We start from the raw sequence: 21957 nt of genomic DNA, 5'->3' as shown, positions 1-21957 counted from the left end.
TTCCGGGAGAATATTTCCCCAAAATCCCGTAACTCACAAATTATCAAATAATTTCCGAATATTTATTTGTCAATATAAAAAATATTCTTACATTTGCACACTCATTTTAGGGAAGGAGTATGCCTATTTCAAACATAGTACATTACGAACACCGCTAGAATGTTAAGTTTTAATATAATAGATATATATAAATAATGTCAGGTATTATTGGAAAAAAAATCGGGATGACATCTCTGTTTGACGAGAACGGCAAAAACTTGCCTTGTACCGTTATTCAAGCAGGTCCATGCTCGGTTTTACAGGTCAGAACCGTAGAAAAAGATGGCTATAAAGCTGTTCAGTTAGGTTTCGATGACAAGAGTGAGAAGAACGTTGGTAAAGCGTTAGCCGGCCACTTTAAAAAGGCTGGTTCAACTCCTAAAGCTAAGTTGGTAGAATTCTACAGAGAATTCGTAGACCAAGTAACAGTAGGAGAAGATGTAACTGTAAAATTATTCGGCGAAGGAGAATTCGTAGATGTTACAGGAACTTCAAAAGGTAAAGGTTTCCAAGGTGTTGTTAAAAGACACGGATTTGGAGGTGTAATGCAGGCAACTCACGGACAGCACAACAGACTTAGAGCTCCAGGTTCTATCGGTGCGGGTTCAGATCCATCTAGAGTATTCAAAGGGATGAGAATGGCAGGCAGAATGGGAGGTAAGCAGGTAACTGTTCAAAACCTTCAGGTGTTAAAAGTAGATGAGGAACAAAATCTTTTAGTAGTAAAAGGTGCTATTCCGGGAGCGAAAAATTCTTATGTAATTATCAGAAAATGGAACTAGTAGTATTAAATACATCAGGAAAAGAAACCGGAAGAAAAGTAACTCTTGACGAAACAGTTTTCGGAATTGAGCCAAACCAGCACGCGGTTTACTTAGAGGTTAAACAATATCTTGCTGCTCAGCGTCAAGGTACTCACAAATCAAAAGAAAGAAGCGAGATCACAGGTTCTACCAGAAAGCTTAAGAAGCAAAAAGGTTCTGGATCTGCTAGATATGGTGATATCAAGTCGCCAACTTTCAAAGGTGGAGGTAGAGTTTTTGGTCCGAAGCCAAGAGATTACCGTTTCAAATTGAACAAATCTTTGAAAAGATTAGCTAAGAAATCTGTACTTTCTCAAAAATTGAAAGACAACAGCGTTAGAGTATTGGAAAATTTCAGTTTTGATGCGCCTAAGACAAAAGAATTCATCACATTGTTGGATGCTTTGACTCTTACTGGTAAAAAATCATTATTCGTACTTCCTGAGTCTAACAAGAATGTATATTTATCTTCAAGAAACTTACCTAAAACTAAAGTTTTGAATTATAACGAGATTTCTTCTTATGATTTGATCAACGCAGGTGAGATTATCTTCTTGGAAGATGCAGTAGAAAAATTTCAGGAAAACTTAAAGAAATAAATCATGTCACTTATTATTAAACCAATCATTTCAGAAAAAGCAAACTATCTTACGGAGTTAAGAGGTGCTTATTCTTTCTTAGTTGCTCCAAAAGCAAATAAGATTCAGATCAAAAGTGCTATAGAAGCACATTATGGTGTAAAAGTAGCGGACGTTAGAACGATGATTTATGCGCCTAAAGTTTCTACTAAAAACACTAAACAAGGACTTCAAGTTGGGAAAACCAATAAATTAAAGAAAGCTGTTGTAACATTGGCAGCTGGAGAAGTTATTGATATTTTCGCAACTAATTAATTAATTTATAAATAAGAGTAATGTCTGTTAGAAAATTAAAACCTATCACCCCGGGACAGAGATTCAGAGTTGTAAACAACTTTGAGGAAATTACTACCAACAAACCAGAGAAATCTCTAACAGTTGGTATTAGTAAGTCAGGTGGACGTAACCAAACTGGTAAAATGACCATGCGTTACACCGGCGGTGGACACAAAAAGAAATACAGAATTATCGACTTCAAAAGAAACAAACATGATGTTGAAGCAACGGTAAAAACTGTAGAATATGATCCAAATAGAACTGCTTTCATCGCTTTAGTTGAATACGCAGACGGAGAGAAAAGATATATCATCGCTCCAAACGGAATCAAAGTAGATCAAGTAATCATCTCAGGAGAAAGCGTAGAACCAAATGTTGGTAACGCAATGAAACTGAAAAGCATTCCACTAGGAACTGTAATTTCTTGTATCGAATTGAAACCAGGACAAGGTGCTACTCTTGCTAGAAGTGCTGGATCATCCGCTCAATTAACTTCAAGAGACGGAAAATATGCAATCGTTAAATTGCCTTCAGGAGAATCTAGAATGATCCTTACTGAGTGTTATGCAATGGTTGGATCTGTTTCTAACTCAGACCATCAGTTGACTGTATCAGGTAAGGCTGGTAGAAGCAGATGGTTAGGAAGAAGACCTAGAACAAGACCAGTAGTAATGAACCCTGTAGATCACCCAATGGGTGGTGGTGAAGGACGTTCTTCTGGAGGTCACCCAAGATCTAGAAACGGTATGCCGGCTAAAGGTTACAAAACTAGAAAGAAAAACAAAGCGTCTAACCGTCATATCATATCTAAACGTAAATAATTATGGCAAGATCACTTAAAAAAGGACCATTTATTCATCATACTTTAGATAAAAAGGTTCAGGCAAATATAGAGTCTAATAAAAAGACTGTAATCAAAACTTGGTCTAGAGCGTCTATGATCTCTCCAGACTTCGTAGGTCAGACTATCGCAGTACACAACGGGAAATCCTTTATCCCGGTTTATGTTACAGAAAACATGGTAGGACACAAGCTAGGCGAATTTTCTCCGACAAGATCTTTCAGAGGTCACGGTGGTAACAAAAATAAAGGAGGTAGATAATCATGGGATCAAGAAAAAGAGAAAGTGCATTAGCACGTAAAATAGCAAACCAAGATGTGGCAAAAGCGTTGCACAACGACTGCCCGTCTTCTCCAAGAAAAATGAGATTAGTTGCTGATATCATTAGAGGAGTAGAGGTAGAAAAAGCTTTGTCTATTCTAAAATATTCTAAGAAAGGTGCTTCTGAGAAATTGGAAAAAGTATTACTTTCTGCAATTGCCAACTGGCAATCAAAAAACGAAGGTGCTGACATCGAGGAAGCAAACCTAGTTGTAAAAGAAATATTTGTGGATAGCGCAAGACAATTGAAGAGACTAAGACCAGCACCACAAGGTAGAGGTTACAGAATCAGAAAGAGATCTAACCACATTACATTAATCTTAGGTACTAAAAATTAATTCAAGGTATGGGACAGAAGACAAATCCAATCGGTAACAGATTAGGTATCATCAGAGGATGGGATTCTAACTGGTATGGAGGTAAAAACTACGGTGATAGAATCGCTGAAGATTACAAAATCAGAAGATACCTTGAAGCAAGATTAGCTAAAGGTGGTATTTCAAAAATATATATTGAGAGAACACTTAAATTAGTAACTGTAACTATCACAACTGCTAGACCAGGTTTAATTATCGGTAAAGGAGGACAAGAAGTTGACAAACTAAAAGAAGAGTTGAAAAAGTTGACTGGAAAAGATATTCAGATCAATATCTTCGAAATCAAAAGACCTGAGCTAGATGCAGTACTTGTTGCTGACAGCATTGCGAAGCAAATTGAAAACCGTATCTCTTACAGAAGAGCTGTGAAAATGGCAATCGCTTCTACAATGAGGATGGGTGCAGAAGGTATCAAAGTTCAAATCTCCGGAAGATTGAATGGCGCTGAAATGGCACGTTCTGAAAACTTCAAAGACGGAAGAATTCCTTTATCTACTTTCCGTGCAGATATCGATTATCACATCGGTGAAGCATTGACTCAGTATGGTAAACTAGGAGTGAAAGTTTGGATTATGAAAGGAGAAGTGTACGGTAAAAGAGACCTTACTCCACTTGTAGGACAACAGAAAAAAGCACCTTCTGGAGGACGTAATGACAGAGGCGGAGACAGAGACAACAGAGGAGGCGACAGAAAACCAAGAAGAAATAATTAATAAAATTTTAGAGGCCAGTTTTTAAATGACCGTTACTTTTTTAAAATCTAAATTCTAAAATCTAAAATTTAAAATTATGTTACAACCAAAAAGAACCAAATTCCGTAGAGTTCATAAGATGAAGATGAAGGGGATTGCCCAAAGAGGGAATCAACTCGCTTACGGAACTTTCGGGATCAAAGCTACTGAAGGAGCTTGGATTACTGCAAGACAAATTGAAGCAGCTCGTATCGCTGCGACAAGATATATGAAAAGAGAGGGTCAGTTATGGATCAAAATATTCCCAGACAAGCCTATTACCAAGAAACCAGCCGAAGTAAGGATGGGTAAAGGTAAAGGTGCTGTAGAATATTGGGTAGCCGTAGTGAAACCTGGTAAAATTATGTTCGAAGTTGGTGGAGTACCTTACGAAGTAGCAAAAGAAGCGCTTAGGCTTGCTGCTCAGAAGTTACCGATCGTTACCAAGTTCGTAGTTGCTAATGATTTTGTTAAACCTCTATAATCTCTATTAAAATGAAAAACGCTGACATCAAAAATTTAAGCAAAGAGGATCTACAAAACCAATTGGCTGAAGCTAAAGCTAACTACGCGAAAACGAAGATAGCTCACAAGATCAGTCCACTTGAGAATCCGATCTTAATCAGAGATTTGAGAAAATCAATCGCAAGACTTAACACAGAGTTAACTAACAAACAATAATTCCTTTTTACAATGGACAGAAATTTAAGAAAAGAAAGAATCGGAATAGTTTCCAGCAATAAAATGGAAAAGACTATTGTTGTTAGTGAAACTACGAGAGTAAAACATCCAATGTACGGTAAATTCGTTTTGAAAACGAAAAAATATACTGCACACGATGAGAACAACGAGTGCACAGAGGGCGATACAGTTTTGATCACAGAAACTAGACCTTTGAGTAAAAGCAAAAGATGGAGATTAGTAAGAATCATAGAAAAAGCTAAATAATGTTACAAACCGAATCAAGATTAAAAGTTGCTGATAACACAGGTGCTAAAGAAGTACTAGTGATCAGAGTTCTAGGTGGTACTAGAAGAAGATATGCTTCTGTTGGTGATAAAATTGTAGTGACTATCAAAGATTCTACACCATCAGGAAACGCAAAAAAAGGTCAAGTATCTAAAGCGGTAGTAGTAAGAACTAAAAAAGCAGTACGTAGAAAAGATGGTTCATACATCAAATTCGAAGACAACGCTTGTGTTTTGCTAAACGCTGGAGGAGAGATGAGAGGAACACGTGTTTTCGGACCGGTTGCTCGTGAGTTGAGAGACAAAGAATATATGAAGGTTATTTCATTAGCTCCTGAAGTACTTTAATTTTAAAATTTTAGAAAAAATGACAAAAGTTAAAATAAAAAGAGGAGACAACGTACTGGTAACTACTGGAAAAAATAAAGGTAGCAAAGGTGAAGTTCTTGAAGTAATCAGAAAAGAAGGTAAAGATCCAAGAGTGATCGTTGCAGGTATCAACATCGTGAAAAAACACGTTAAGCCGTCTGCTTCCAACCCTCAAGGTGGAATTGTTGAAAAAGAAGCTTCTTTACACATTTCAAACGTAGCACTTGTTGACAAAGACGGGAAAGCTACTAAGACTGGAACCAAAGTAGAAGGAGACAAAAAAGTAAGAGTAGCGAAAACTACTGGAGAAACTTTATAATTAAAATTTACGATGGAATATATAGTAAGACCAAAACAACAATATAAAGACACGATTGTTCCTGCAATGATGGAAGAATTTGGGTACAAATCTGTAATGCAGGTTCCTAAATTATTGAAGATCGTTGTCAGCCAAGGACTTGGTGCAGCTGTTCAAGATAAAAAGATCGTGGATTATGCTGTAGAAGAATTGACTGCAATCACTGGACAAAAAGCTGTAGGTACTTTATCTAAAAAAGATGAGGCTGCTTTCAAACTAAGAAAAGGAATGCCGATCGGAGCTAGAGTAACTCTTAGAGCTGATAAAATGTATGAATTCTTAGACAGATTGACATCTTCTGCACTACCAAGAATTAGAGATTTTTCTGGTATCAAAGCTGATGGTTTCGACGGTAGAGGTAATTATAACTTAGGAATCACTGAGCAAATTATCTTCCCAGAGATCGTGATCGACAAAGTGAAGAAGATCCAAGGAATGGACATCACTTTCGTAACGACTGCGAAAACTGACAAAGAAGCAAAATCATTATTAACTCACTTCGGTTTACCGTTCAAAAAGAACTAAGATGGCTAAAGAATCAATGAAAGCGCGTGAGCGCAAAAGAGAAGCTACTGTAGCTAAATATGCTGAAAAAAGAAAAGCTTTGAAAGAAGCTGGAGATTATGATGCACTACAGAAGTTACCTAAAAATGCTTCTCCTGTAAGATTACACAACAGATGTAAATTGACAGGAAGACCTAGAGGATATATGAGAACATTCGGAATTTCCAGAGTAACTTTCAGAGAAATGGCAAACAACGGACTTATCCCAGGCGTGAAAAAAGCTAGTTGGTAAGCAATTAAAATTTTTACAGCTGACTTCTATATTTTTATAAGTCAGCTGTATTTTAATAAATAGAGGATAAATTGAGTCGACTTGAGGGCAAAGAAAAAATAAATACTATTAATTTTTTTTGTACTTTTGCACCCGCTTGGAAAAATTATTATTTCTCTGGGTGACTATTATTCTTTTTGACTTTGTTTATTAGAATAAAATGAAATTAAGAAAATCAAAGTGACAATTAAGTTGTTTAGATACTGAAGGTAAAGAGATCAGGCAAAGAAATATTCGGAGCCATAAGTCTTTAATCTTCAAGTCTTTTCAATACTGATTGTCATTAACCAATAATTTAAAACAAAGAAATGGTAACAGATCCAATTTCAGATTTCCTAACAAGAGTAAGGAACGCACAAAGCGCAGGCCACAAAGTGGTGGAAATTCCTGCATCAAAAATCAAAAAAGAGCTTACGAAAATTCTTTTTGACCAAGGTTACATCTTGAACTACAAGTTCGAGGATAGCGCGGTTCAAGGAACTATCAAAATCGCTCTTAAGTACGACAAGCAAACTAGCAAGCCGGCTATCAAGTCTATCCAAAGAGCTTCTAGACCAGGTCTAAGACAGTACAAAGGTTCTACAGAACTTCCAAGAGTACTTAACGGACTAGGTGTAGCTATTATCTCTACTTCTAGAGGAGTAATGACAGATAAAAAAGCGAGACAAGAGAAAGTAGGAGGTGAAGTAATTTGCTACGTATATTAATTTTTTAAAACAAGGAAAATGTCAAGAATTGGTAAAGCAATTATAGAAGTTCCTGCTGGTGTTACAATCTCTCAAAAAGATAACGTTGTAACAGTTAAAGGTCCAAAGGGCGAATTGATCCAGGAACTTACAGGAGGGATCACCTTCACACAGGAAGACGGCGTACTTACATTCAGCCGACCTTCTGACTCAAAAGAGCACAAAGCGCTTCACGGTTTGTACCGAGCGCTAGTCAACAACATGATTGTTGGTACTACTACAGGATTTACTAAGAAATTAGAATTGGTAGGAGTTGGATACAGAGCGTCTCACAACGGCCAAAGATTAGAATTGGCTCTTGGATTCTCTCACGGTATCGTTCTAGAACTTCCAAAAGAAGTTGTACTAGATACATTGACTGAAAAAGGGAAAAACCCGATCGTTACATTATCTTCTTACGATAATCAACTTCTTGGAATGGTGGCTGCAAAGATCAGATCTTTCAGAAAGCCTGAGCCGTACAAAGGAAAAGGTGTTAGGTTCGTAGGTGAAATCATTAGAAGAAAAGCCGGTAAATCTGCATAAAATTTAAGAAAATGGCATTAACAAAAGTTGAGAAGAGAAACAGAATCAAAAGAAGAGTAAGAGGTAAGATCTCAGGATCTGCATCATTACCAAGATTATCTGTATTCAAAAGTAATAAAGAGATCTACGCACAATTAGTAGATGATAAAGAAGGTAAAACATTAGTATCCGCTTCCTCTAGAGATAAAGGAGTAGACGCTAAGGGTACAAAAACAGAAGTATCTACAGCAGTAGGTAAAGCAATTGCTGAAAAAGCAAAAGCAGCTGGTATCGAGAATATTGTATTTGACAGAAACGGATTCGTGTACCACGGTAGAGTGAAAGCTCTTGCTGACGGTGCTAGAGAAGCTGGTCTTAAATTCTAATTTTAAAAATTCAGAAAACATGGTAGATAGTAATATAGAAAGAGTTAAACCTGGAGGATTAGAATTAAAAGATCGTCTAGTTGATGTTAACAGAGTAACTAAAGTAACCAAAGGTGGTAGAGCTTTCGGATTTTCTGCAATTGTTGTTGTAGGAAACGAGGACGGAATCATCGGTTACGGACTAGGTAAATCTAAAGAAGTTGCTTCTGCAATCGCGAAAGCTGTAGAAGATGCTAAGAAAAACTTAGTGAAAGTTCCTGTAATCAACCATACAATTCCTCACCAGACTTCTGCAAGATACGGTGGTGCTGATATCTTCTTGAGACCTGCGTCTCACGGTACAGGACTTATCGCTGGTGGTGCAGTACGTGCAGTACTAGAATCTGCAGGTGTACACGATGTATTGTCAAAATCTAAAGGTTCTTCTAACCCGCATAATGTTGTGAAAGCTACTTTCAACGCATTGTTGGACATCAGAAGACCAGAAGAGATTGCAAGAATGAGAGGAGTTTCTTTAGATAAAGTGTTTAACGGTTAATAAATATAATAATGGCAACAATCAGAGTAAAACAAGTTAGAAGCGCTATTAATAGATCTAAGACCCAAAAAAGAACGCTTGAAGCTTTAGGATTTAAAAAGCTTCACCAAGTAATCGAGCACGAAGCTACGCCTTCCATCCTAGGAATGATCGCTTCTGTAAGCCACTTATTAGAAGTTCAAAAATAATAATAGATAATGAGAGACGAGATTGAAGACTTGGTCTTCAGTCTCAAACCTCAAATCTTTTAATCTCATAATATTCAATACAACAATGAATTTAAATAACTTAAAACCGTCAACTGGTTCTACATTCAGCACAAAAAGAATTGGTAGAGGTCAGGGAAGTGGATACGGTGGTACTTCAACAAAAGGACATAAAGGTCAAAAAGCCAGAGCTGGTTATTCTCAGAAAATCGGTTTCGAAGGTGGACAGATGCCTTTGCAAAGAAGATTACCAAAATTTGGTTTCAAAAACGTTAATAGAAAAGAGTTCAGAGCAATCAATCTTGATACAATCCAAACTTTGATCGATACTAAAAACATCACTGGTGAAATCACTAGAGACGTATTGGTAGAAAACGGTCTTGCATCTAAAAACGAATTAGTAAAAATCTTAGGAAGAGGTGACTTGAAATCTGGTATTTCTATCACTGCTGATAAGTTTACTAAATCTGCTGAAGAAGCAATCAACAAAGCTGGAGGTAAAGCAATCACGACTCTTTAATTATTGACTAATGAAAGAATTTATACAAACACTTAAAAACATTTGGAGCCTGAAAGAGCTAAGAGACAAAATTCTCTTGACGCTTTTCATGGTCCTTGTGTATAGATTCGCATCGTATGTTTCTCTTCCTGCAATCAACACTGCAGAAGTAGGAAACTTACTTCAACATTACAAAAACCAAGGCGGGAACCAACAAGGTGCCGGCCTTTTGGGTTTATTGTCTTCTTTCACAGGTGGAGCATTTAGCCGTGCTTCTATTATGGCATTAGGAATTATGCCGTATATCTCTGCTTCGATTATTGTACAGCTGATGGGTATGGCAATCCCTTACCTTCAGAAGTTGCAGAAAGACGGAGAAAGTGGAAGAAATACTTTGAACCAGATCACCCGATGGTTGACGATTGCGGTTTGTCTTGTACAGGCGCCTTCTTATTTGACCTCGGTAACGCAGTTTTTCTTGCCCTACGCACAGTTTTCATCAGCATATTACATAGATCCAAACTCTGTAATGTTCTGGTTGCCAAGTATCATTATCCTGGTAGCAGGTTCTGTATTTGCAATGTGGTTAGGAGAGAAGATTACGGACAAAGGGATTGGTAATGGTATTTCTATTTTGATTATGGTGGGTATCCTTGCGGATCTTCCAACAGCTTTTTACCAAGAAGTTTTGACACAGAACGGTAAAGGTGGTTTTGGTAGCATTATGATTTTAGTGGAAATTATTTTCTGGTTATTGGTAGTTCTTTTGGCAATTGTGTTATCAGTTGCGGTAAGAAAAATTCCAATCCAGTATGTAAGTAGAGCTCAAGCTAGAGGTGGTGTAAGCAGAAACTTGATGGATGGTGCCAGACAATGGATTCCATTGAAGGTGAATGCTGCAGGTGTAATGCCGATCATCTTTGCACAAGCACTAATGTTTGTTCCGGGATTGCTTACAAAAGTTGACGAATCCAATACATTTTTGGCAGGTTTCAAAAATGTTTTCAGCTGGCAGTACAATGTATTGTTTGCTTTATTAATTATAATTTTCTCATTTTTCTATACGGCAATTACCATTCCTGTAAATCAGATGGCTGATGATCTAAAGCGTAATGGTGGGTTGATCCCGAAAGTAAGACCCGGAAAAGAAACGGCAGATTACCTGGATGATATTTTATCCAAGATAACCTTGCCAGGTGCAATTTTTTTATCTATCTTTGCAGTCCTTCCGGCAGTAGTGCACGGAGCGTTTGTTCAGACAGATAGATTTGCCCTATTTTTTGGGGGAACATCGTTGTTAATTATGGTTGGCGTTATCCTGGATACCGTTCAACAGATTAACACATATCTGCTGAACCATCATTATGATGGGTTGATGCAATCTAAATTATCAAGATCATCAAACCTTTAATAGAATAAATGGCTAAACAGAAACATATAGAACAAGACGGCGTGATCACGGAAGCACTTTCGAACGCGCAGTTCCGTGTAGAGCTAGAAAATGGGCACGTATTGATTGCCCATATTTCTGGTAAAATGAGAATGCATTATATTAAACTCTTACCTGGAGACAAGGTAAGACTCGAACTCTCTCCTTATGACTTAACTAAAGGGAGAATAACTTTTAGATATTAAAAATAACAAAATGAAGGTTAGAGCATCTATCAAAAAAAGAAGTGCTGATTGCAAAATTGTACGCAGAAAAGGCGTGCTTTTCGTAATCAACAAAAAGAACCCTAAATTTAAACAAAGACAAGGTTAAGAACCAATTAAATTATGGCGAGAATTTCAGGTATTGATTTACCAAAGAACAAAAGAGGCGTTATCGGTCTTACTTACATCTACGGTGTTGGAAGAAGAACAGCTTCAGAAATTTTGAAAAGCGCTGGAATCAGCGAAGACAAGAAAGTCAACGAATGGAATGACGATGAATTGGCAGCAATCAGAACTTATATCTTGGACAACATCAAAGTTGAAGGAGAATTACGTTCTGAAGTGCAATTGAACATCAAGCGATTGATGGACATTGGATGCCAACGAGGAATACGTCACAGACTAGGACTACCTTTAAGAGGCCAGAGAACGAAAAACAACTCTAGAACCCGTAAAGGAAAGAGAAAAACAGTTGCTAACAAGAAAAAAGCAAGTAAATAATCGTTAGGAATTATGGCAAAACAAACAAAAGTAGTTAAGAAAAGAAAAGTAAAAGTTGAGGCTATTGGTGAAGCGCATATTCAAGCTTCTTTCAATAACATCATCATTTCTTTAACAAATAAAGCAGGAGAAGTTATCTCTTGGGCTTCTGCCGGTAAAATGGGTTTCAGAGGTTCTAAAAAGAATACTCCATTCGCAGCTCAAATGGCTGCAGAAAACTGTTCTCAGGTAGCTTTCGAAGCTGGTCTTAGAAGAGTTAAGGTGTTTGTAAAAGGTCCAGGTGCTGGTAGAGAGTCTGCAATCAGAACTTTACATAACTCAGGGATTGAAGTAAGCGAGATCGTTGACGTGACGCCTATGCCACACAACGGATGTCGTCCACCTAAAAGAAGAAGAGTATAATCTTTTAACCTCAAATCTAAAACAATGGCAAGATATATTGGCCCTAAAACAAAAATTGCTAGAAAATTTGGTCAAGCAATTTTCGGAGATGACAAAAACTTCGAGAAAAGAAAAAATCAACCACCTGGACAACACGGTGCAAACAAAAGAAGAGGATCAAAGAAATCTGAGTATGCAGTACAGTTGATGGAAAAGCAAAAAGCTAAGTACACGTACGGTATCCTTGAGAAACAATTTGCTAACCTTTTCGACAAAGCTCATAGAAGTAAAGGTGTAACAGGTGAAGTCCTATTGCAACTTTGCGAATCAAGATTGGATAACGTCGTTTTCAGATTAGGTTTTGCTAAAACCAGAGCTGGAGCTAGACAACTAGTTTCTCACAGACACATCACTGTGAACGGAGAGCTGGTAAACATTCCTTCTTATTTGCTAAAAGCTGGTGACGTGATTGCTATCAGAGAGAAATCAAAATCTCTTGAAGTAATTGCTGACGCTCTAGCTTACAAAGCAAATTATGAGTGGTTACAATTCAATGACGAGAAAAAAACTGGTACTTTTACGACTGCTCCTGAGAGAATTCAGATTCCTGAGGACATCAAAGAACAGTTAATCGTCGAATTATACTCTAAATAATAATTTTTTCAAATTTTTGCTCAACCAGACTATGGCAATTTTAACATTTATAAAACCCGATAAAGTAATCCTTTTAAACTCGACTGATTTTAAAGGTCAATTTGAATTCAGACCTCTTGAACAAGGTTTCGGGCTTACAATCGGTAATGCATTGAGAAGAGTTTTACTATCTTCTCTGGAAGGATATGCTATTTCATCTATCAAAATAGAAGGCGTAGAGCACGAATTTTCAACTATACCAGGAGTGATCGAAGATGTTACTGAAATCATTCTTAATCTTAAACAACTTCGTCTTAAAGCAAAAACTGAAAATCCAGGAAGCGAGCAGATCACTGCAAAGATCACTGGGAAAGAAGTCGTAACTGCTGGAGATTTAGGAGACTCAATCGTTAATTTTGAGATCCTTAACCCAGATTTGGTTATCGCAACTTTGGCTAAAGATGTAACGTTTGAAATTACTTTCAACGTAGAAAAAGGAAGAGGATATGTTCCGTCTGATCAGAACAAATCAAACAATGCGCCTGTTGGCACTATTGCTATTGACTCTATCTTTACACCTATCAAGAAAGTACAATATAGTATCGAAAATTACCGTGTAGAGCAAAAAACAGATTACGAAAAATTAGTATTGGATATTGAAACTGATGGATCTATCACACCTCAGAACGCTTTGACAGAAGCTTCTAAGATCTTGATCTATCACTTTATGTTGTTCTCCGATGAGAGAATCACATTAGAGACCGAGGCTGTAAAAGCTTCTATCCAATACGATGAAGAAACCCTTCACACAAGACAACTTCTTAAGTCAAAATTAGCAGATATGGATCTTTCTGTAAGAGCCCTAAACTGTCTGAAAGCAGCTGAAGTAGAAACGCTTGGAGAATTGGTATCTTTCAGTAAATCTGATTTGATGAAATTCAGAAATTTTGGTAAAAAATCTTTAACAGAACTTGAAGAATTGGTTCACTCAAAAGGACTTAATTTCGGGTTTGATGTTGCAAAATATAAGTTAGACGCTGATAAATAATCCTTACAATGAGACACGGAAAGAAAATAAATCACTTAGGGAGAACAGCCCCGCATAGAAAAGCAATGCTTGCTAATATGGCTTGTTCACTAATTGAACATAAAAGAATCAACACTACTGTTGCTAAAGCGAAAGCTTTAAGAGTTTACGTGGAACCACTCCTTACAAAAGCTAAAGAAGATACAACGCACAATAGAAGAACAGTTTTCTCTTACCTACAAAGTAAAGAAGCTGTGACTGAATTGTTCAGAACTGTAGCTCCTAAAATCGCTGAAAGAAACGGTGGTTACACAAGAATCATCAAAACTGGTTTCAGACTTGGTGATGCTGCCGATATGGCAATGATCGAGTTGGTAGATTTCAACGAGATCTACAATCCAAACGCAGAAGAGAAGAAAACAACCAGAAGAAGTAGAAGATCTACTGCAGCTCCTAAAAAGGAAACTGCTGCTGTGGAAGCTACTGAAGCTAAAGTTGAGGAAACGCCTGCTGCTGAAACTTCTACAGAAGAAAAAACTGAAGAATAAGAATTCTGAGTTTTTAAATACAAAACCATCTCTTTTTTAGGGATGGTTTTTTTTATAGGTTAATTTCAATAGTGTATTTTTGTAGATATATATAAACCTTAAAAATTAGTATTAATGAAATTACACCACAAAGATCTGCTGAAGATCTTCTGTCTGTTTGTCGTGTTGATAGGATTTTCCCCGATGACATTCGCACAGACACTCAAGAATAACACCGTTAAATCTCCCGATGGGAAGATCGTCTTGGAAGTAGGATTAGATAAATCCAAGATCTATTACAAAGTTTCCAAAGAAGGAAAGTCTATTCTAGATCCATCTTTTCTAGGATTTGAATTGAAAGATGGTTCGCTTAAAGACAATCTTTTGGTTAAAAATATTTCCCATTCTAAGTTTGATGAAACCTGGAAGCAGCCTTGGGGCGAAGAAATCGAGGTTCGAAACCATTACAATGAGATGAAGGTCTTGGTTAAGGACAATTCAAAGCTTTCGAGAGAATTCATCATCGATTTTAAAGTCTATGACGACGGTTTCGGTTTCCGATACGAGTTTCCTAAACAAAAGAATCTGAATGAATTTGTCATAATGGATGAGTTGACGGAATTCAATTTTCCTGAGGACCACAAAACCTGGTCGATTCCTTACAATACAGAATTTTACGAAGGCTTGTTCAAGTCCAATCCAATTACAAAAATAGACACAGTTGCAACACCTTTGACAATGGAAACCAAGTCAGGCTTGTTCCTCACAGTTCATCAGGCAAATCTAACCGATTACGCCTCAATGAATCTCGCAAAAGTTGGAAATTCAACTAAACTGAAAAGTTATCTCACACCTTGGGCAACTGGCGAAAAAGTATTTGCTAAGGGACCTTTCAACACACCTTGGCGAACAATGATCATTGCCAATTCTGCAGGTGACCTGATGCTTTCTAGATTGATGTTGAATCTGAACGAACCAAACAAACTTGGAGACGTGTCGTGGATCAAACCTGGAAGATACATCGGCATCTGGTGGGCGATCCATATGGAAAAGTACACTTGGAAAGCCGGACCAAAACACGGTGCAAATACCGAGAATGTTTTAAGATATATTGACTTCGCTGCAAAACATAAGTTCTCAGGCGTTTTGGTGGAAGGTTGGAACAAAGGTTGGGAAGATTGGAAAGATTTCAAGTTTACAGAACCGTATCCAGATTTTGACATCAAGAAGATCACAGATTACGCGAAGTCCAAAAATGTAACTTTAATTGGTCACCACGAGACAGCCGGAAACACGGTGAACTATGAAAACCAAATGAGTGATGCTTTTGATTATTACAAAAAGTTTGGTGTTGATGTGGTAAAAACCGGTTACGTTGGCGGGAAATTGGATGGCAAACAACCACACAGCAGCCAATACGGCGTTCGCCATTACAGAAAAGTCATTGAGGAAGCGGCGAAGCACAAAATTATGATCGACAATCATGAACCCGTAATGCCGACAGGCTTGCAGAGAACACTCCCGAATCTGATGACGCAGGAAGGCGTGAGAGGTCAGGAATGGGATGCATGGTCCAAAGATGGTGGCAATCCGCCGGAACACACAACGATTATTCCTTTTACGAGAGGTTTAGCTGGTCCAATCGACTTCACGCCGGGAACTTTCAATTTCACAAATCCTGTCTTGCCAAATACGAAGGTTCACACGACCTTGGCGAAGCAGTTGGCATTGTCCGTTGTCATCTACAGCCCGCTTCAAATGGCATCTGATATGATCGAGAATTATGAGAACAATCCAGCTTTCGAATTCATCACCTCTTGCCCGACAGATTGGAGCAAAACGGTAGTTCCAGATGCGAAGATCGGAGAGTTTGTGACGATTGCCAGAAGAGATAAAGCGACTGATAATTGGTTTCTGGGAAGCATCACCAACAAAGATGCGAGGACTGTAAAACTAGATTTGAAGTTCCTGGATCCAAATAAAAAATACAAAGCGAAGATCTTCCGTGATGGGAAAGGTGCGGACTACGAAACGAATCCGTATCCAATCATCATCGAAGAGAAAGAAGTTGATAGCAAAACAATCTTGTCAATTGACTTGGCGAGAAGTGGTGGGGTTGCGATGATTTTGACAAAGCTTTAAACGCTATTTAAAGATTTATTTAACTTTAGTAAGTGTTTGAAACTTAAATTATTAATAGAATGAAGCACTATCTTTTAGTAATATTTATAATAATTGGTTGTAAAAAAAGTGAAATAATTTATGATGCACCAAAAGAAGATATTTCGACACTCATCGAGTTGTCTTTAAATTCTTTTGCAGATTTGAGAAGTGGACATCATTTAAAATTTGGTAAGCATAATAAATATTTCATTTCCTTTTACAAATTGGAGAATCCTTTGAAAAGACGGATAAAATTTTTTGGAAAACTATTAAATGATAAAATTAATGATATACGAAATGAAGATAATTTAATTGAAATTTATTTTTACAAAAAAATATCTCCTACAAAATTTCAAATACGTTATATGATAAGTAATAAAAATATAGATGTCATAACTTTTATTGAATATATTAATGGAAAATGGATTGCTACAAACTGTGACATTGGTTATATTTAAGTCAATTAATGATTAGAAGTTATATAAAGAGAGTAGGATTTCCCTGCTCTCTTTTGTTTTTAGCATTAATAAAACCATTAATTTTGCGTTTTAAATTTCATCAAAAACAGTTATGAATCCAATTCGAAAGTTCACATCATTATATTTTTTATTGTTAAGTTTTATCGCTTGCTCTCAAGCATCAGAGCCGGTTTACACGTTGCCAAAGATCAAATCCAATATCACTTTGCCGGTTTCACTTCCGATTTCGGAGATCAATAGTTTGATCAATCAATCTGTGAAAGGTGTTTTGTATGAAGATCAATCCTACACAGACAACAACAATGACCAGTTCAAAGTGAAAGTTGAGAAGCAAGGCAACATTGCCATAAAAGCATTGACAGGAAATCGATTGATGATCTCTGTTCCGTTGAAAATATGGGCACAAAAAGGCTATGGAACTTTCGGGTATTATGTTTATCAGGACACGAACTTCAATTTGATAATGAATTTTATTACGAATATTTCGGCCTCATCCGATTGGAGATTGAATACCAAAACCACAACGGCAGGATTTGTTTGGACACAAAAACCGGTTTTGGATTACAGGAAAATTAAGATCCCGATTGCACCACTAATTGAAAGTACGTTGAAAGAACAACAGAATAAATTCACGACCATCATCGATCAGCAGATCAAATCACAGTTCAACCTTCAGCCTTATCTCGTGATGGCTTGGAATCAATTTTCAAAACCCATCAATGTTTCTGAAGAATATAACACGTGGCTAAAAATTTCGCCTCAAAGCACTTATATGTCGCCACTTCAGGTTTTTCAAGATAAAATCAAAATGACCATCGGGATCGACCTTTATTCCGAAACCTATGTCGGGCAAATTCCGCTTGCAACGAGAGATGTCAACACGATTCCGAATTTTACATTGAATCCCAATCTTCAAAACATCTTCAATCTTCAAACGACTGCGAATATCAGTTTTAATGAAGCCACAAGGATTGCAAAACAACAATTCCTTAATAAAGAATTTGCGATGAGCAGCGAGGATAAAAAAGTAAAGATTACGGACATCAAAGTCTATCAAGAAAAAGAAAACGTCGTGATCGAAGCGCAAACGACGGGCGAAGTCAATGGAACAGCTTTCATCAAAGGAAAACCATTCTACAGTGCGGAAGAACATAAGATCAAACTCGATGTCACGGATTTCAATCTTAAAACGAAGAACTTCTTTCAGAAAACCCTGACTGTTTTATTTGAAGGGAAAATCCGAAGAATGATTGAGAAGGATTACGGTATTCCGCTTTTGGACATCGAAAATTCCTCCAGAAAAAGTATGATGGAAAACTTCAACAAAGAGTATGTAAAAGGCATCAAACTGCAAGGAAATGTCTTAGATCTGAAACCAACAAAATTTCTTTTGTCAGAAAAATATATTACAATAGTTATTGATACCAAAGCGCAGTTGCAAATGAATGTTTCAGGTTTGAGTTTTTAGTGATTTCTCAATATTTAACATTTATCGTTAAGTATAATGCAGGGAATAATAGGTATATTTGTTTTCAATAAAATTTAAAAATGAAGAAGACAGTAACTCTACTCCTTGCACTGGCTTACACTTGCGGTTTCGCTCAGGAATCAAAAGAATTGGCAAAGCTCAAAAAACAAACAAATGCCAACGTTACCATCAGTAACAGTACTTCCAATCCCAACTTTATTCTTTTCGGAAATGCTAATGCTCTAAAGCTGAAATCGGCTGGCGCAAAAGCCAAATCTGCAGAATTTTTAGTAGAAAATTTCAAAGCATTTAACCTGAAATCTGTTAATGATTTGGTTTTCGTAGAAGAGAAGACGGATAATTACGGATTAAAAAACGTGATCTACAGACAGCAGCACCAAGGCATTCCCGTTTATGACGCCCTTTTGAAATTCCATTTTAACAGCAAGGAAGAATTGTCTTCCATCAACGGAAATGCAATTTCTAATATCAAGGTGAATGTGACACCAGATATTTCTTCTGGTGACGCAGAAAATATCGCAAAAAGTTTAGTTTCAAAACAGGATCTGAATAAGTCGAACAAACCTTTGCAAGCAGCGAAAACCAACCTTTTGATCTTTCCGAAAAATCTGGTTCAAGGGGGCTTTGTAACTTCTTATCTGGCTTATGAAGTAGAAGTGACCAATAAAGTAGATGTCAGAGAATTCCTGTTCATCGATGCTCACACGGGGGAATTGGTGGATCAGTTCACAGGAATTCATCCCATCGACAGAAAATTATACGAAACCAATACCAACGCTGCCAACCTAAAATGGAAAGAAGGCGACGCTTTCCCGGGAACGCTCAGCATCTGGCAGCAAAATGAAGTGACCACTTCTGAACACGTTTACAATTTCTTCAAAAATGCGTTCGGTTATGTTTCTTATGACGCAGCCGATCATTCTATGATAACTGTAAATAACGATCCTACCATCTCTTGTCCTAATGCAAGATGGAACGGAACTTACGCAGGCTATTGCGACGGAACGGCAACAGATGACGTGATCGCTCACGAGTGGGGACACGCTTACACAGAGTACACCAGTGGTTTGATTTATCAATACCAATCCGGCGCGTTGAATGAATCTTACTCTGATGTCTGGGGAGAAACGATTGACATTATAAATAATTATCAGGACGAAGGCGAAAATCTTAGTGTTAGAACAACTACAGCCTGCAATCCGGGATCTGTCCGTTGGAAAATGGGTGAAGATGCCACAGCTTTTGGCGGTGCCATCCGTGACATGTGGAATCCAAACTGTAACGGCGATCCTGCAAAAGTGCTGGATACATCCAACTATTTCTGCGGAACAACTGATAGTGGAGGAGTGCATACCAATTCCGGTGTTACCAACCATTTATATGCTTTGCTGGTAGATGGCGGAACTTACAATGGTTACACGATGACAGGAATTGGATTTGTGAAAGCAGCACACCTTTGGTGGAAAGCTCAGACCACTTATCTGACAGCGACCAGCGATTTTGCAAACTTTGCGGACGCTCTGGAAGCAGCAGCCAACGATTTGATTGGTATCAATCTTCAGGGATTATCTACTTCAGGAACAGCAGCCGGACAATCTGGGCAAATGTTTACCTCAGCAGATCTTCAGAATATCAGAAACGGAATTCTGGCAGTTCAGCTGAGATCTTCGCCGGCTACGCAATGTAATTACACACCGCTTCTGAAACCGGTTCCGGATCTTTGTGCTAGCGCAACATCTAATCCTTTGCTCAAAGAGACTTGGGAAAATGGCTTAGGAAACTGGACGGTTTCCAATGTTCCTACAAAACCATCCACTTGGGAAGCGAGAGACTGGACTGTTAAAGATAATTTACCAAAAGGTAGAACAGGAAAAGCAATTTTTGCGGTAGATCCTATCAACGGGGATTGCGCATCCAATCTTCAAAACGGTATTCTTCGTCTGGAGAGTCCGCAGATTACGATTCCGGCTTTCTCCGGTGGGAAATATGAGATGGCGTTCAACCACTATGTAGCAACAGAAGCTACTTGGGATGGCGGCAATATCAAATACAGTTTGAATGGCGGTGCGTGGACATTACTTCCAATAACGGCATTTACTCAAAATGGTTACAACAGCACTTTGGACGGAACAGCAAGCAATGACAATCCTTTGAAAGGACAGCGTGCTTTCACTGGTACAGACGGCGGTTCTCTTGGCGGAAGCTGGGGACAAAGTGTGATCGATCTTTCAAAAATAGGTGTGGTTTCCGGATCTAATATCAAATTCCGTTTCGAGATGGGAACGGATGGATGCAATGGTATTGAAGGCTGGTATCTGGACGAGGTTTATGTGTACAACTGCAGCGTTCTGGCGGTAGAGGATACCCAGAAGCAAAACGGAATTCAAGTGTATCCGAATCCGACTTCAGGATTTGTGACGATTCAGAATAGCAAAAATACAAGTCTGAAAAATGTGGAAGTTTACAGCGCTACTGGACAGTTGATTCAGAAATTCAATGTGAATAATGTAAACAAAGCTTCATTGGATATGAGCCAGCTTCTTAATGGAACTTATATTTTAAAAGTAAATTCTGAAACAGAAAGCAACTCTGTAAAAGTGATCAAGAAATAATATTCCGAAACCTTAAAACCAATAAAAATGCTTCTGAAATCTCAGAAGCATTTTTTTATTTCAATAATTAACGTCGATTAAAACTTCAAAGCCGTTTCCAAAGACAATTCCATCATCGTTCTCAAAGCACTTTCTCTCTGGTCTGCCGAGATAAATTCTTTCGTTGGAATAATATCAGAAACCGTTAAAATTGTCGCTGCATTTTTACCTAAATGTTTAGCATTGGCAAACAGTGCAAAAGCTTCCATCTCTACAGCCGGACAATTGTGTCTCACAGCAATTTCCGGAACAGCAGGATCTTTTCTGTAGAAGATATCGCTAGAATGGATGTTGGTTGCTTTCGCATCAAGTCCTAATTCTCTAGCAGTTTCATTAATTTTATCAAAAGCAGAACCTTGGTTGGCAATGATATCTTCCTCAATTCCCCACGCAAACTTTGCATAGGTACTTTCACTCGCGGCATTTTCTACGTTTAGAATGTCAAATAATTTCAGTTCCGGCGTGTAAGCACCACAAGTTCCGATTCTGATGATCGTCTCAACCTCGTATTCTGTAAACAATTCAAAAGAATAGATTCCAATACTTGGAAATCCCATTCCGCTCGCTCCAACGGTGATTTCTTTGCCTTTATAAAGTCCCGTGTAGAAGAAAATATTTCTGGTCTGGCTTACCAGTTTTGCATCGGTCAGGAAATTATCAGCAATATATTTAGCTCTTAGCGGATCGCCGGGCATCAAAACTGTTTTGGCGATTTCTCCTTTTTTAGCACTAATGTGAACACTCATATTCAATGATTTTTTAAGACCGTGAATATAAAATTTATATTCCGATTACTGAAACCGATTTTTAAGAAAATTGGACCACATTCTTAGCTGCTGCGCATCGTCCGTCTAAATCATGCGCAGAGGAGAACGGACGCGTGCGCAGAGACGAGTCCACGCATGCGCACACGAGGCATTTGTCTCTGCGCACACGTGTAGCGGCCGATCCAGAGGAACTTACAAGGGGTGTTTTTTCAAATTTAACTAAACTTTGGATTGACGATTAAATCTTTATC

Annotated in this window: 33 protein-coding genes; 32 read left to right on the top strand and 1 reads right to left on the bottom strand. The window is 37.8% G+C overall.

Going from position 1 to position 21957, the window contains the following annotated elements; genetic code table 11:
* Positions 1-194: 194 nt before the first annotated feature.
* From rplC to LUD75_RS04140, 32 genes are all read left to right on the top strand, one after another.
* Positions 195-821, top strand: a complete 627-nt coding sequence (rplC, locus tag LUD75_RS04295) for a 50S ribosomal protein L3 (protein WP_232704438.1) — start codon at positions 195-197, stop codon at positions 819-821.
* The gene (rplD, locus tag LUD75_RS04290) at positions 812-1441 is read left to right on the top strand and encodes a 50S ribosomal protein L4 (protein WP_232704437.1); all 630 of its coding nucleotides are present in this window, start codon (positions 812-814) and stop codon (positions 1439-1441) included. Before rplC ends, rplD begins: the two co-directional genes overlap by 10 nt.
* Positions 1442-1444: 3 nt before the next feature.
* Positions 1445-1735 carry a 50S ribosomal protein L23 gene (gene rplW / locus LUD75_RS04285; protein ID WP_063968761.1) on the top strand — a complete coding sequence of 97 codons (291 nt, stop codon included), beginning with the start codon at positions 1445-1447 and terminating at the stop codon, positions 1733-1735.
* A gap of 20 nt (positions 1736-1755) precedes the next feature.
* Positions 1756-2577: a 50S ribosomal protein L2 gene (gene rplB, locus LUD75_RS04280; protein WP_034962863.1), complete on the top strand. Its 822-nt coding sequence runs from the start codon at positions 1756-1758 to the stop codon at positions 2575-2577.
* Between the two features lie 2 nt (positions 2578-2579).
* Positions 2580-2858, top strand: coding sequence for a 30S ribosomal protein S19 (gene rpsS, locus LUD75_RS04275; protein ID WP_028122169.1), 279 nt, complete (start codon positions 2580-2582; stop codon positions 2856-2858).
* A 2-nt stretch (positions 2859-2860) separates the two neighbouring features.
* Positions 2861-3256: a 50S ribosomal protein L22 gene (gene rplV, locus LUD75_RS04270; protein ID WP_034962861.1), complete on the top strand. Its 396-nt coding sequence runs from the start codon at positions 2861-2863 to the stop codon at positions 3254-3256.
* An 8-nt stretch (positions 3257-3264) separates the two neighbouring features.
* Complete coding sequence (gene rpsC / locus LUD75_RS04265; RefSeq protein ID WP_232704436.1) at positions 3265-4008, top strand: 30S ribosomal protein S3; 744 nt, start codon at positions 3265-3267, stop codon at positions 4006-4008.
* Positions 4009-4084: 76 nt separating this feature from the next.
* Entirely contained in the window at positions 4085-4510 is a 426-nt protein-coding gene (rplP, locus tag LUD75_RS04260) for a 50S ribosomal protein L16 (RefSeq protein ID WP_028122172.1), read from the top strand.
* Positions 4511-4521: 11 nt separating this feature from the next.
* Positions 4522-4707 carry a 50S ribosomal protein L29 gene (gene rpmC / locus LUD75_RS04255; RefSeq protein ID WP_028122173.1) on the top strand — a complete coding sequence of 62 codons (186 nt, stop codon included), beginning with the start codon at positions 4522-4524 and terminating at the stop codon, positions 4705-4707.
* A gap of 12 nt (positions 4708-4719) precedes the next feature.
* A complete protein-coding gene (gene rpsQ, locus LUD75_RS04250) occupies positions 4720-4974 on the top strand; it encodes a 30S ribosomal protein S17 (protein WP_015806738.1) in 255 nt (84 codons plus the stop codon).
* On the top strand, positions 4974-5342 hold the full coding sequence (rplN, locus tag LUD75_RS04245) for a 50S ribosomal protein L14 (protein WP_028122174.1): 369 nt from the start codon (positions 4974-4976) through the stop codon (positions 5340-5342). Before rpsQ ends, rplN begins: the two co-directional genes overlap by 1 nt.
* Positions 5343-5361: 19 nt before the next feature.
* Positions 5362-5682 carry a 50S ribosomal protein L24 gene (gene rplX / locus LUD75_RS04240; RefSeq protein ID WP_034962856.1) on the top strand — a complete coding sequence of 107 codons (321 nt, stop codon included), beginning with the start codon at positions 5362-5364 and terminating at the stop codon, positions 5680-5682.
* Positions 5683-5694: 12 nt separating this feature from the next.
* Positions 5695-6246 (top strand): 50S ribosomal protein L5, encoded by a 552-nt coding sequence (gene rplE, locus LUD75_RS04235; protein ID WP_034962854.1) that lies wholly within the window; start codon positions 5695-5697, stop codon positions 6244-6246.
* Position 6247: 1 nt separating this feature from the next.
* Positions 6248-6517: a 30S ribosomal protein S14 gene (gene rpsN, locus LUD75_RS04230; protein WP_034962852.1), complete on the top strand. Its 270-nt coding sequence runs from the start codon at positions 6248-6250 to the stop codon at positions 6515-6517.
* A 347-nt stretch (positions 6518-6864) separates the two neighbouring features.
* Entirely contained in the window at positions 6865-7263 is a 399-nt protein-coding gene (rpsH, locus tag LUD75_RS04225; protein ID WP_034962849.1) for a 30S ribosomal protein S8, read from the top strand.
* Between the two features lie 18 nt (positions 7264-7281).
* Positions 7282-7827 (top strand): 50S ribosomal protein L6, encoded by a 546-nt coding sequence (gene rplF, locus LUD75_RS04220; RefSeq protein ID WP_034962847.1) that lies wholly within the window; start codon positions 7282-7284, stop codon positions 7825-7827.
* Positions 7828-7838: 11 nt separating this feature from the next.
* Positions 7839-8192, top strand: coding sequence for a 50S ribosomal protein L18 (rplR, locus tag LUD75_RS04215; protein WP_232704435.1), 354 nt, complete (start codon positions 7839-7841; stop codon positions 8190-8192).
* A 19-nt stretch (positions 8193-8211) separates the two neighbouring features.
* Positions 8212-8730, top strand: coding sequence for a 30S ribosomal protein S5 (gene rpsE / locus LUD75_RS04210; protein WP_028122181.1), 519 nt, complete (start codon positions 8212-8214; stop codon positions 8728-8730).
* An 11-nt stretch (positions 8731-8741) separates the two neighbouring features.
* Complete coding sequence (gene rpmD, locus LUD75_RS04205) at positions 8742-8918, top strand: 50S ribosomal protein L30 (RefSeq protein ID WP_232704434.1); 177 nt, start codon at positions 8742-8744, stop codon at positions 8916-8918.
* An 85-nt stretch (positions 8919-9003) separates the two neighbouring features.
* Entirely contained in the window at positions 9004-9456 is a 453-nt protein-coding gene (rplO, locus tag LUD75_RS04200; protein ID WP_028122183.1) for a 50S ribosomal protein L15, read from the top strand.
* Positions 9457-9466: 10 nt separating this feature from the next.
* Positions 9467-10846 carry a preprotein translocase subunit SecY gene (gene secY, locus LUD75_RS04195; protein ID WP_232704433.1) on the top strand — a complete coding sequence of 460 codons (1380 nt, stop codon included), beginning with the start codon at positions 9467-9469 and terminating at the stop codon, positions 10844-10846.
* Positions 10847-10854: 8 nt separating this feature from the next.
* Positions 10855-11070 carry a translation initiation factor IF-1 gene (gene infA, locus LUD75_RS04190; RefSeq protein WP_027383300.1) on the top strand — a complete coding sequence of 72 codons (216 nt, stop codon included), beginning with the start codon at positions 10855-10857 and terminating at the stop codon, positions 11068-11070.
* A 10-nt stretch (positions 11071-11080) separates the two neighbouring features.
* The gene (gene rpmJ, locus LUD75_RS04185) at positions 11081-11197 is read left to right on the top strand and encodes a 50S ribosomal protein L36 (RefSeq protein WP_007839480.1); all 117 of its coding nucleotides are present in this window, start codon (positions 11081-11083) and stop codon (positions 11195-11197) included.
* Between the two features lie 14 nt (positions 11198-11211).
* A complete protein-coding gene (gene rpsM, locus LUD75_RS04180; protein WP_034962838.1) occupies positions 11212-11589 on the top strand; it encodes a 30S ribosomal protein S13 in 378 nt (125 codons plus the stop codon).
* A 12-nt stretch (positions 11590-11601) separates the two neighbouring features.
* A complete protein-coding gene (gene rpsK, locus LUD75_RS04175) occupies positions 11602-11991 on the top strand; it encodes a 30S ribosomal protein S11 (RefSeq protein ID WP_027383298.1) in 390 nt (129 codons plus the stop codon).
* 24 nt (positions 11992-12015) lie between these two features.
* The gene (rpsD, locus tag LUD75_RS04170; RefSeq protein ID WP_034962833.1) at positions 12016-12624 is read left to right on the top strand and encodes a 30S ribosomal protein S4; all 609 of its coding nucleotides are present in this window, start codon (positions 12016-12018) and stop codon (positions 12622-12624) included.
* Positions 12625-12655: 31 nt separating this feature from the next.
* Positions 12656-13651, top strand: coding sequence for a DNA-directed RNA polymerase subunit alpha (locus LUD75_RS04165; protein ID WP_034973044.1), 996 nt, complete (start codon positions 12656-12658; stop codon positions 13649-13651).
* 8 nt (positions 13652-13659) lie between these two features.
* The gene (gene rplQ / locus LUD75_RS04160) at positions 13660-14178 is read left to right on the top strand and encodes a 50S ribosomal protein L17 (protein ID WP_034973042.1); all 519 of its coding nucleotides are present in this window, start codon (positions 13660-13662) and stop codon (positions 14176-14178) included.
* Positions 14179-14292: 114 nt separating this feature from the next.
* Positions 14293-16299: a glycoside hydrolase family 97 protein gene (locus tag LUD75_RS04155; RefSeq protein WP_232704432.1), complete on the top strand. Its 2007-nt coding sequence runs from the start codon at positions 14293-14295 to the stop codon at positions 16297-16299.
* Positions 16300-16358: 59 nt separating this feature from the next.
* The gene (locus LUD75_RS04150; protein ID WP_232704431.1) at positions 16359-16778 is read left to right on the top strand and encodes a hypothetical protein; all 420 of its coding nucleotides are present in this window, start codon (positions 16359-16361) and stop codon (positions 16776-16778) included.
* Positions 16779-16890: 112 nt separating this feature from the next.
* The gene (locus LUD75_RS04145) at positions 16891-18267 is read left to right on the top strand and encodes a DUF4403 family protein (RefSeq protein WP_232704430.1); all 1377 of its coding nucleotides are present in this window, start codon (positions 16891-16893) and stop codon (positions 18265-18267) included.
* An 80-nt stretch (positions 18268-18347) separates the two neighbouring features.
* The gene (locus LUD75_RS04140; protein WP_232704429.1) at positions 18348-20900 is read left to right on the top strand and encodes a M4 family metallopeptidase; all 2553 of its coding nucleotides are present in this window, start codon (positions 18348-18350) and stop codon (positions 20898-20900) included.
* A gap of 77 nt (positions 20901-20977) precedes the next feature.
* Here LUD75_RS04140 and deoD read toward each other — a convergent pair whose 3' ends face one another.
* Positions 20978-21685, bottom strand: coding sequence for a purine-nucleoside phosphorylase (gene deoD / locus LUD75_RS04135; RefSeq protein WP_232704428.1), 708 nt, complete (start codon positions 21683-21685; stop codon positions 20978-20980).
* Positions 21686-21957 lie beyond the last annotated feature (272 nt).

The organism is Epilithonimonas sp. JDS, from assembly GCF_021261315.1.
Taxonomy (GTDB): domain Bacteria; phylum Bacteroidota; class Bacteroidia; order Flavobacteriales; family Weeksellaceae; genus Epilithonimonas.
The sequence above is the reverse complement of the archived record's forward strand: the minus strand, read 5'-3'. Positions and strand labels throughout refer to the sequence as shown.

Coding starts and splice junctions, on each gene's coding strand:
- rplC (WP_232704438.1), top strand. CDS start 195: ATGTCAGGTATTATTGGAAAAAAAATCGGGATGACATCTCTGTTTGAC.
- rplD (WP_232704437.1), top strand. CDS start 812: ATGGAACTAGTAGTATTAAATACATCAGGAAAAGAAACCGGAAGAAAA.
- rplW (WP_063968761.1), top strand. CDS start 1,445: ATGTCACTTATTATTAAACCAATCATTTCAGAAAAAGCAAACTATCTT.
- rplB (WP_034962863.1), top strand. CDS start 1,756: ATGTCTGTTAGAAAATTAAAACCTATCACCCCGGGACAGAGATTCAGA.
- rpsS (WP_028122169.1), top strand. CDS start 2,580: ATGGCAAGATCACTTAAAAAAGGACCATTTATTCATCATACTTTAGAT.
- rplV (WP_034962861.1), top strand. CDS start 2,861: ATGGGATCAAGAAAAAGAGAAAGTGCATTAGCACGTAAAATAGCAAAC.
- rpsC (WP_232704436.1), top strand. CDS start 3,265: ATGGGACAGAAGACAAATCCAATCGGTAACAGATTAGGTATCATCAGA.
- rplP (WP_028122172.1), top strand. CDS start 4,085: ATGTTACAACCAAAAAGAACCAAATTCCGTAGAGTTCATAAGATGAAG.
- rpmC (WP_028122173.1), top strand. CDS start 4,522: ATGAAAAACGCTGACATCAAAAATTTAAGCAAAGAGGATCTACAAAAC.
- rpsQ (WP_015806738.1), top strand. CDS start 4,720: ATGGACAGAAATTTAAGAAAAGAAAGAATCGGAATAGTTTCCAGCAAT.
- rplN (WP_028122174.1), top strand. CDS start 4,974: ATGTTACAAACCGAATCAAGATTAAAAGTTGCTGATAACACAGGTGCT.
- rplX (WP_034962856.1), top strand. CDS start 5,362: ATGACAAAAGTTAAAATAAAAAGAGGAGACAACGTACTGGTAACTACT.
- rplE (WP_034962854.1), top strand. CDS start 5,695: ATGGAATATATAGTAAGACCAAAACAACAATATAAAGACACGATTGTT.
- rpsN (WP_034962852.1), top strand. CDS start 6,248: ATGGCTAAAGAATCAATGAAAGCGCGTGAGCGCAAAAGAGAAGCTACT.
- rpsH (WP_034962849.1), top strand. CDS start 6,865: ATGGTAACAGATCCAATTTCAGATTTCCTAACAAGAGTAAGGAACGCA.
- rplF (WP_034962847.1), top strand. CDS start 7,282: ATGTCAAGAATTGGTAAAGCAATTATAGAAGTTCCTGCTGGTGTTACA.
- rplR (WP_232704435.1), top strand. CDS start 7,839: ATGGCATTAACAAAAGTTGAGAAGAGAAACAGAATCAAAAGAAGAGTA.
- rpsE (WP_028122181.1), top strand. CDS start 8,212: ATGGTAGATAGTAATATAGAAAGAGTTAAACCTGGAGGATTAGAATTA.
- rpmD (WP_232704434.1), top strand. CDS start 8,742: ATGGCAACAATCAGAGTAAAACAAGTTAGAAGCGCTATTAATAGATCT.
- rplO (WP_028122183.1), top strand. CDS start 9,004: ATGAATTTAAATAACTTAAAACCGTCAACTGGTTCTACATTCAGCACA.
- secY (WP_232704433.1), top strand. CDS start 9,467: ATGAAAGAATTTATACAAACACTTAAAAACATTTGGAGCCTGAAAGAG.
- infA (WP_027383300.1), top strand. CDS start 10,855: ATGGCTAAACAGAAACATATAGAACAAGACGGCGTGATCACGGAAGCA.
- rpmJ (WP_007839480.1), top strand. CDS start 11,081: ATGAAGGTTAGAGCATCTATCAAAAAAAGAAGTGCTGATTGCAAAATT.
- rpsM (WP_034962838.1), top strand. CDS start 11,212: ATGGCGAGAATTTCAGGTATTGATTTACCAAAGAACAAAAGAGGCGTT.
- rpsK (WP_027383298.1), top strand. CDS start 11,602: ATGGCAAAACAAACAAAAGTAGTTAAGAAAAGAAAAGTAAAAGTTGAG.
- rpsD (WP_034962833.1), top strand. CDS start 12,016: ATGGCAAGATATATTGGCCCTAAAACAAAAATTGCTAGAAAATTTGGT.
- LUD75_RS04165 (WP_034973044.1), top strand. CDS start 12,656: ATGGCAATTTTAACATTTATAAAACCCGATAAAGTAATCCTTTTAAAC.
- rplQ (WP_034973042.1), top strand. CDS start 13,660: ATGAGACACGGAAAGAAAATAAATCACTTAGGGAGAACAGCCCCGCAT.
- LUD75_RS04155 (WP_232704432.1), top strand. CDS start 14,293: ATGAAATTACACCACAAAGATCTGCTGAAGATCTTCTGTCTGTTTGTC.
- LUD75_RS04150 (WP_232704431.1), top strand. CDS start 16,359: ATGAAGCACTATCTTTTAGTAATATTTATAATAATTGGTTGTAAAAAA.
- LUD75_RS04145 (WP_232704430.1), top strand. CDS start 16,891: ATGAATCCAATTCGAAAGTTCACATCATTATATTTTTTATTGTTAAGT.
- LUD75_RS04140 (WP_232704429.1), top strand. CDS start 18,348: ATGAAGAAGACAGTAACTCTACTCCTTGCACTGGCTTACACTTGCGGT.
- deoD (WP_232704428.1), bottom strand. CDS start 21,685: ATGAGTGTTCACATTAGTGCTAAAAAAGGAGAAATCGCCAAAACAGTT.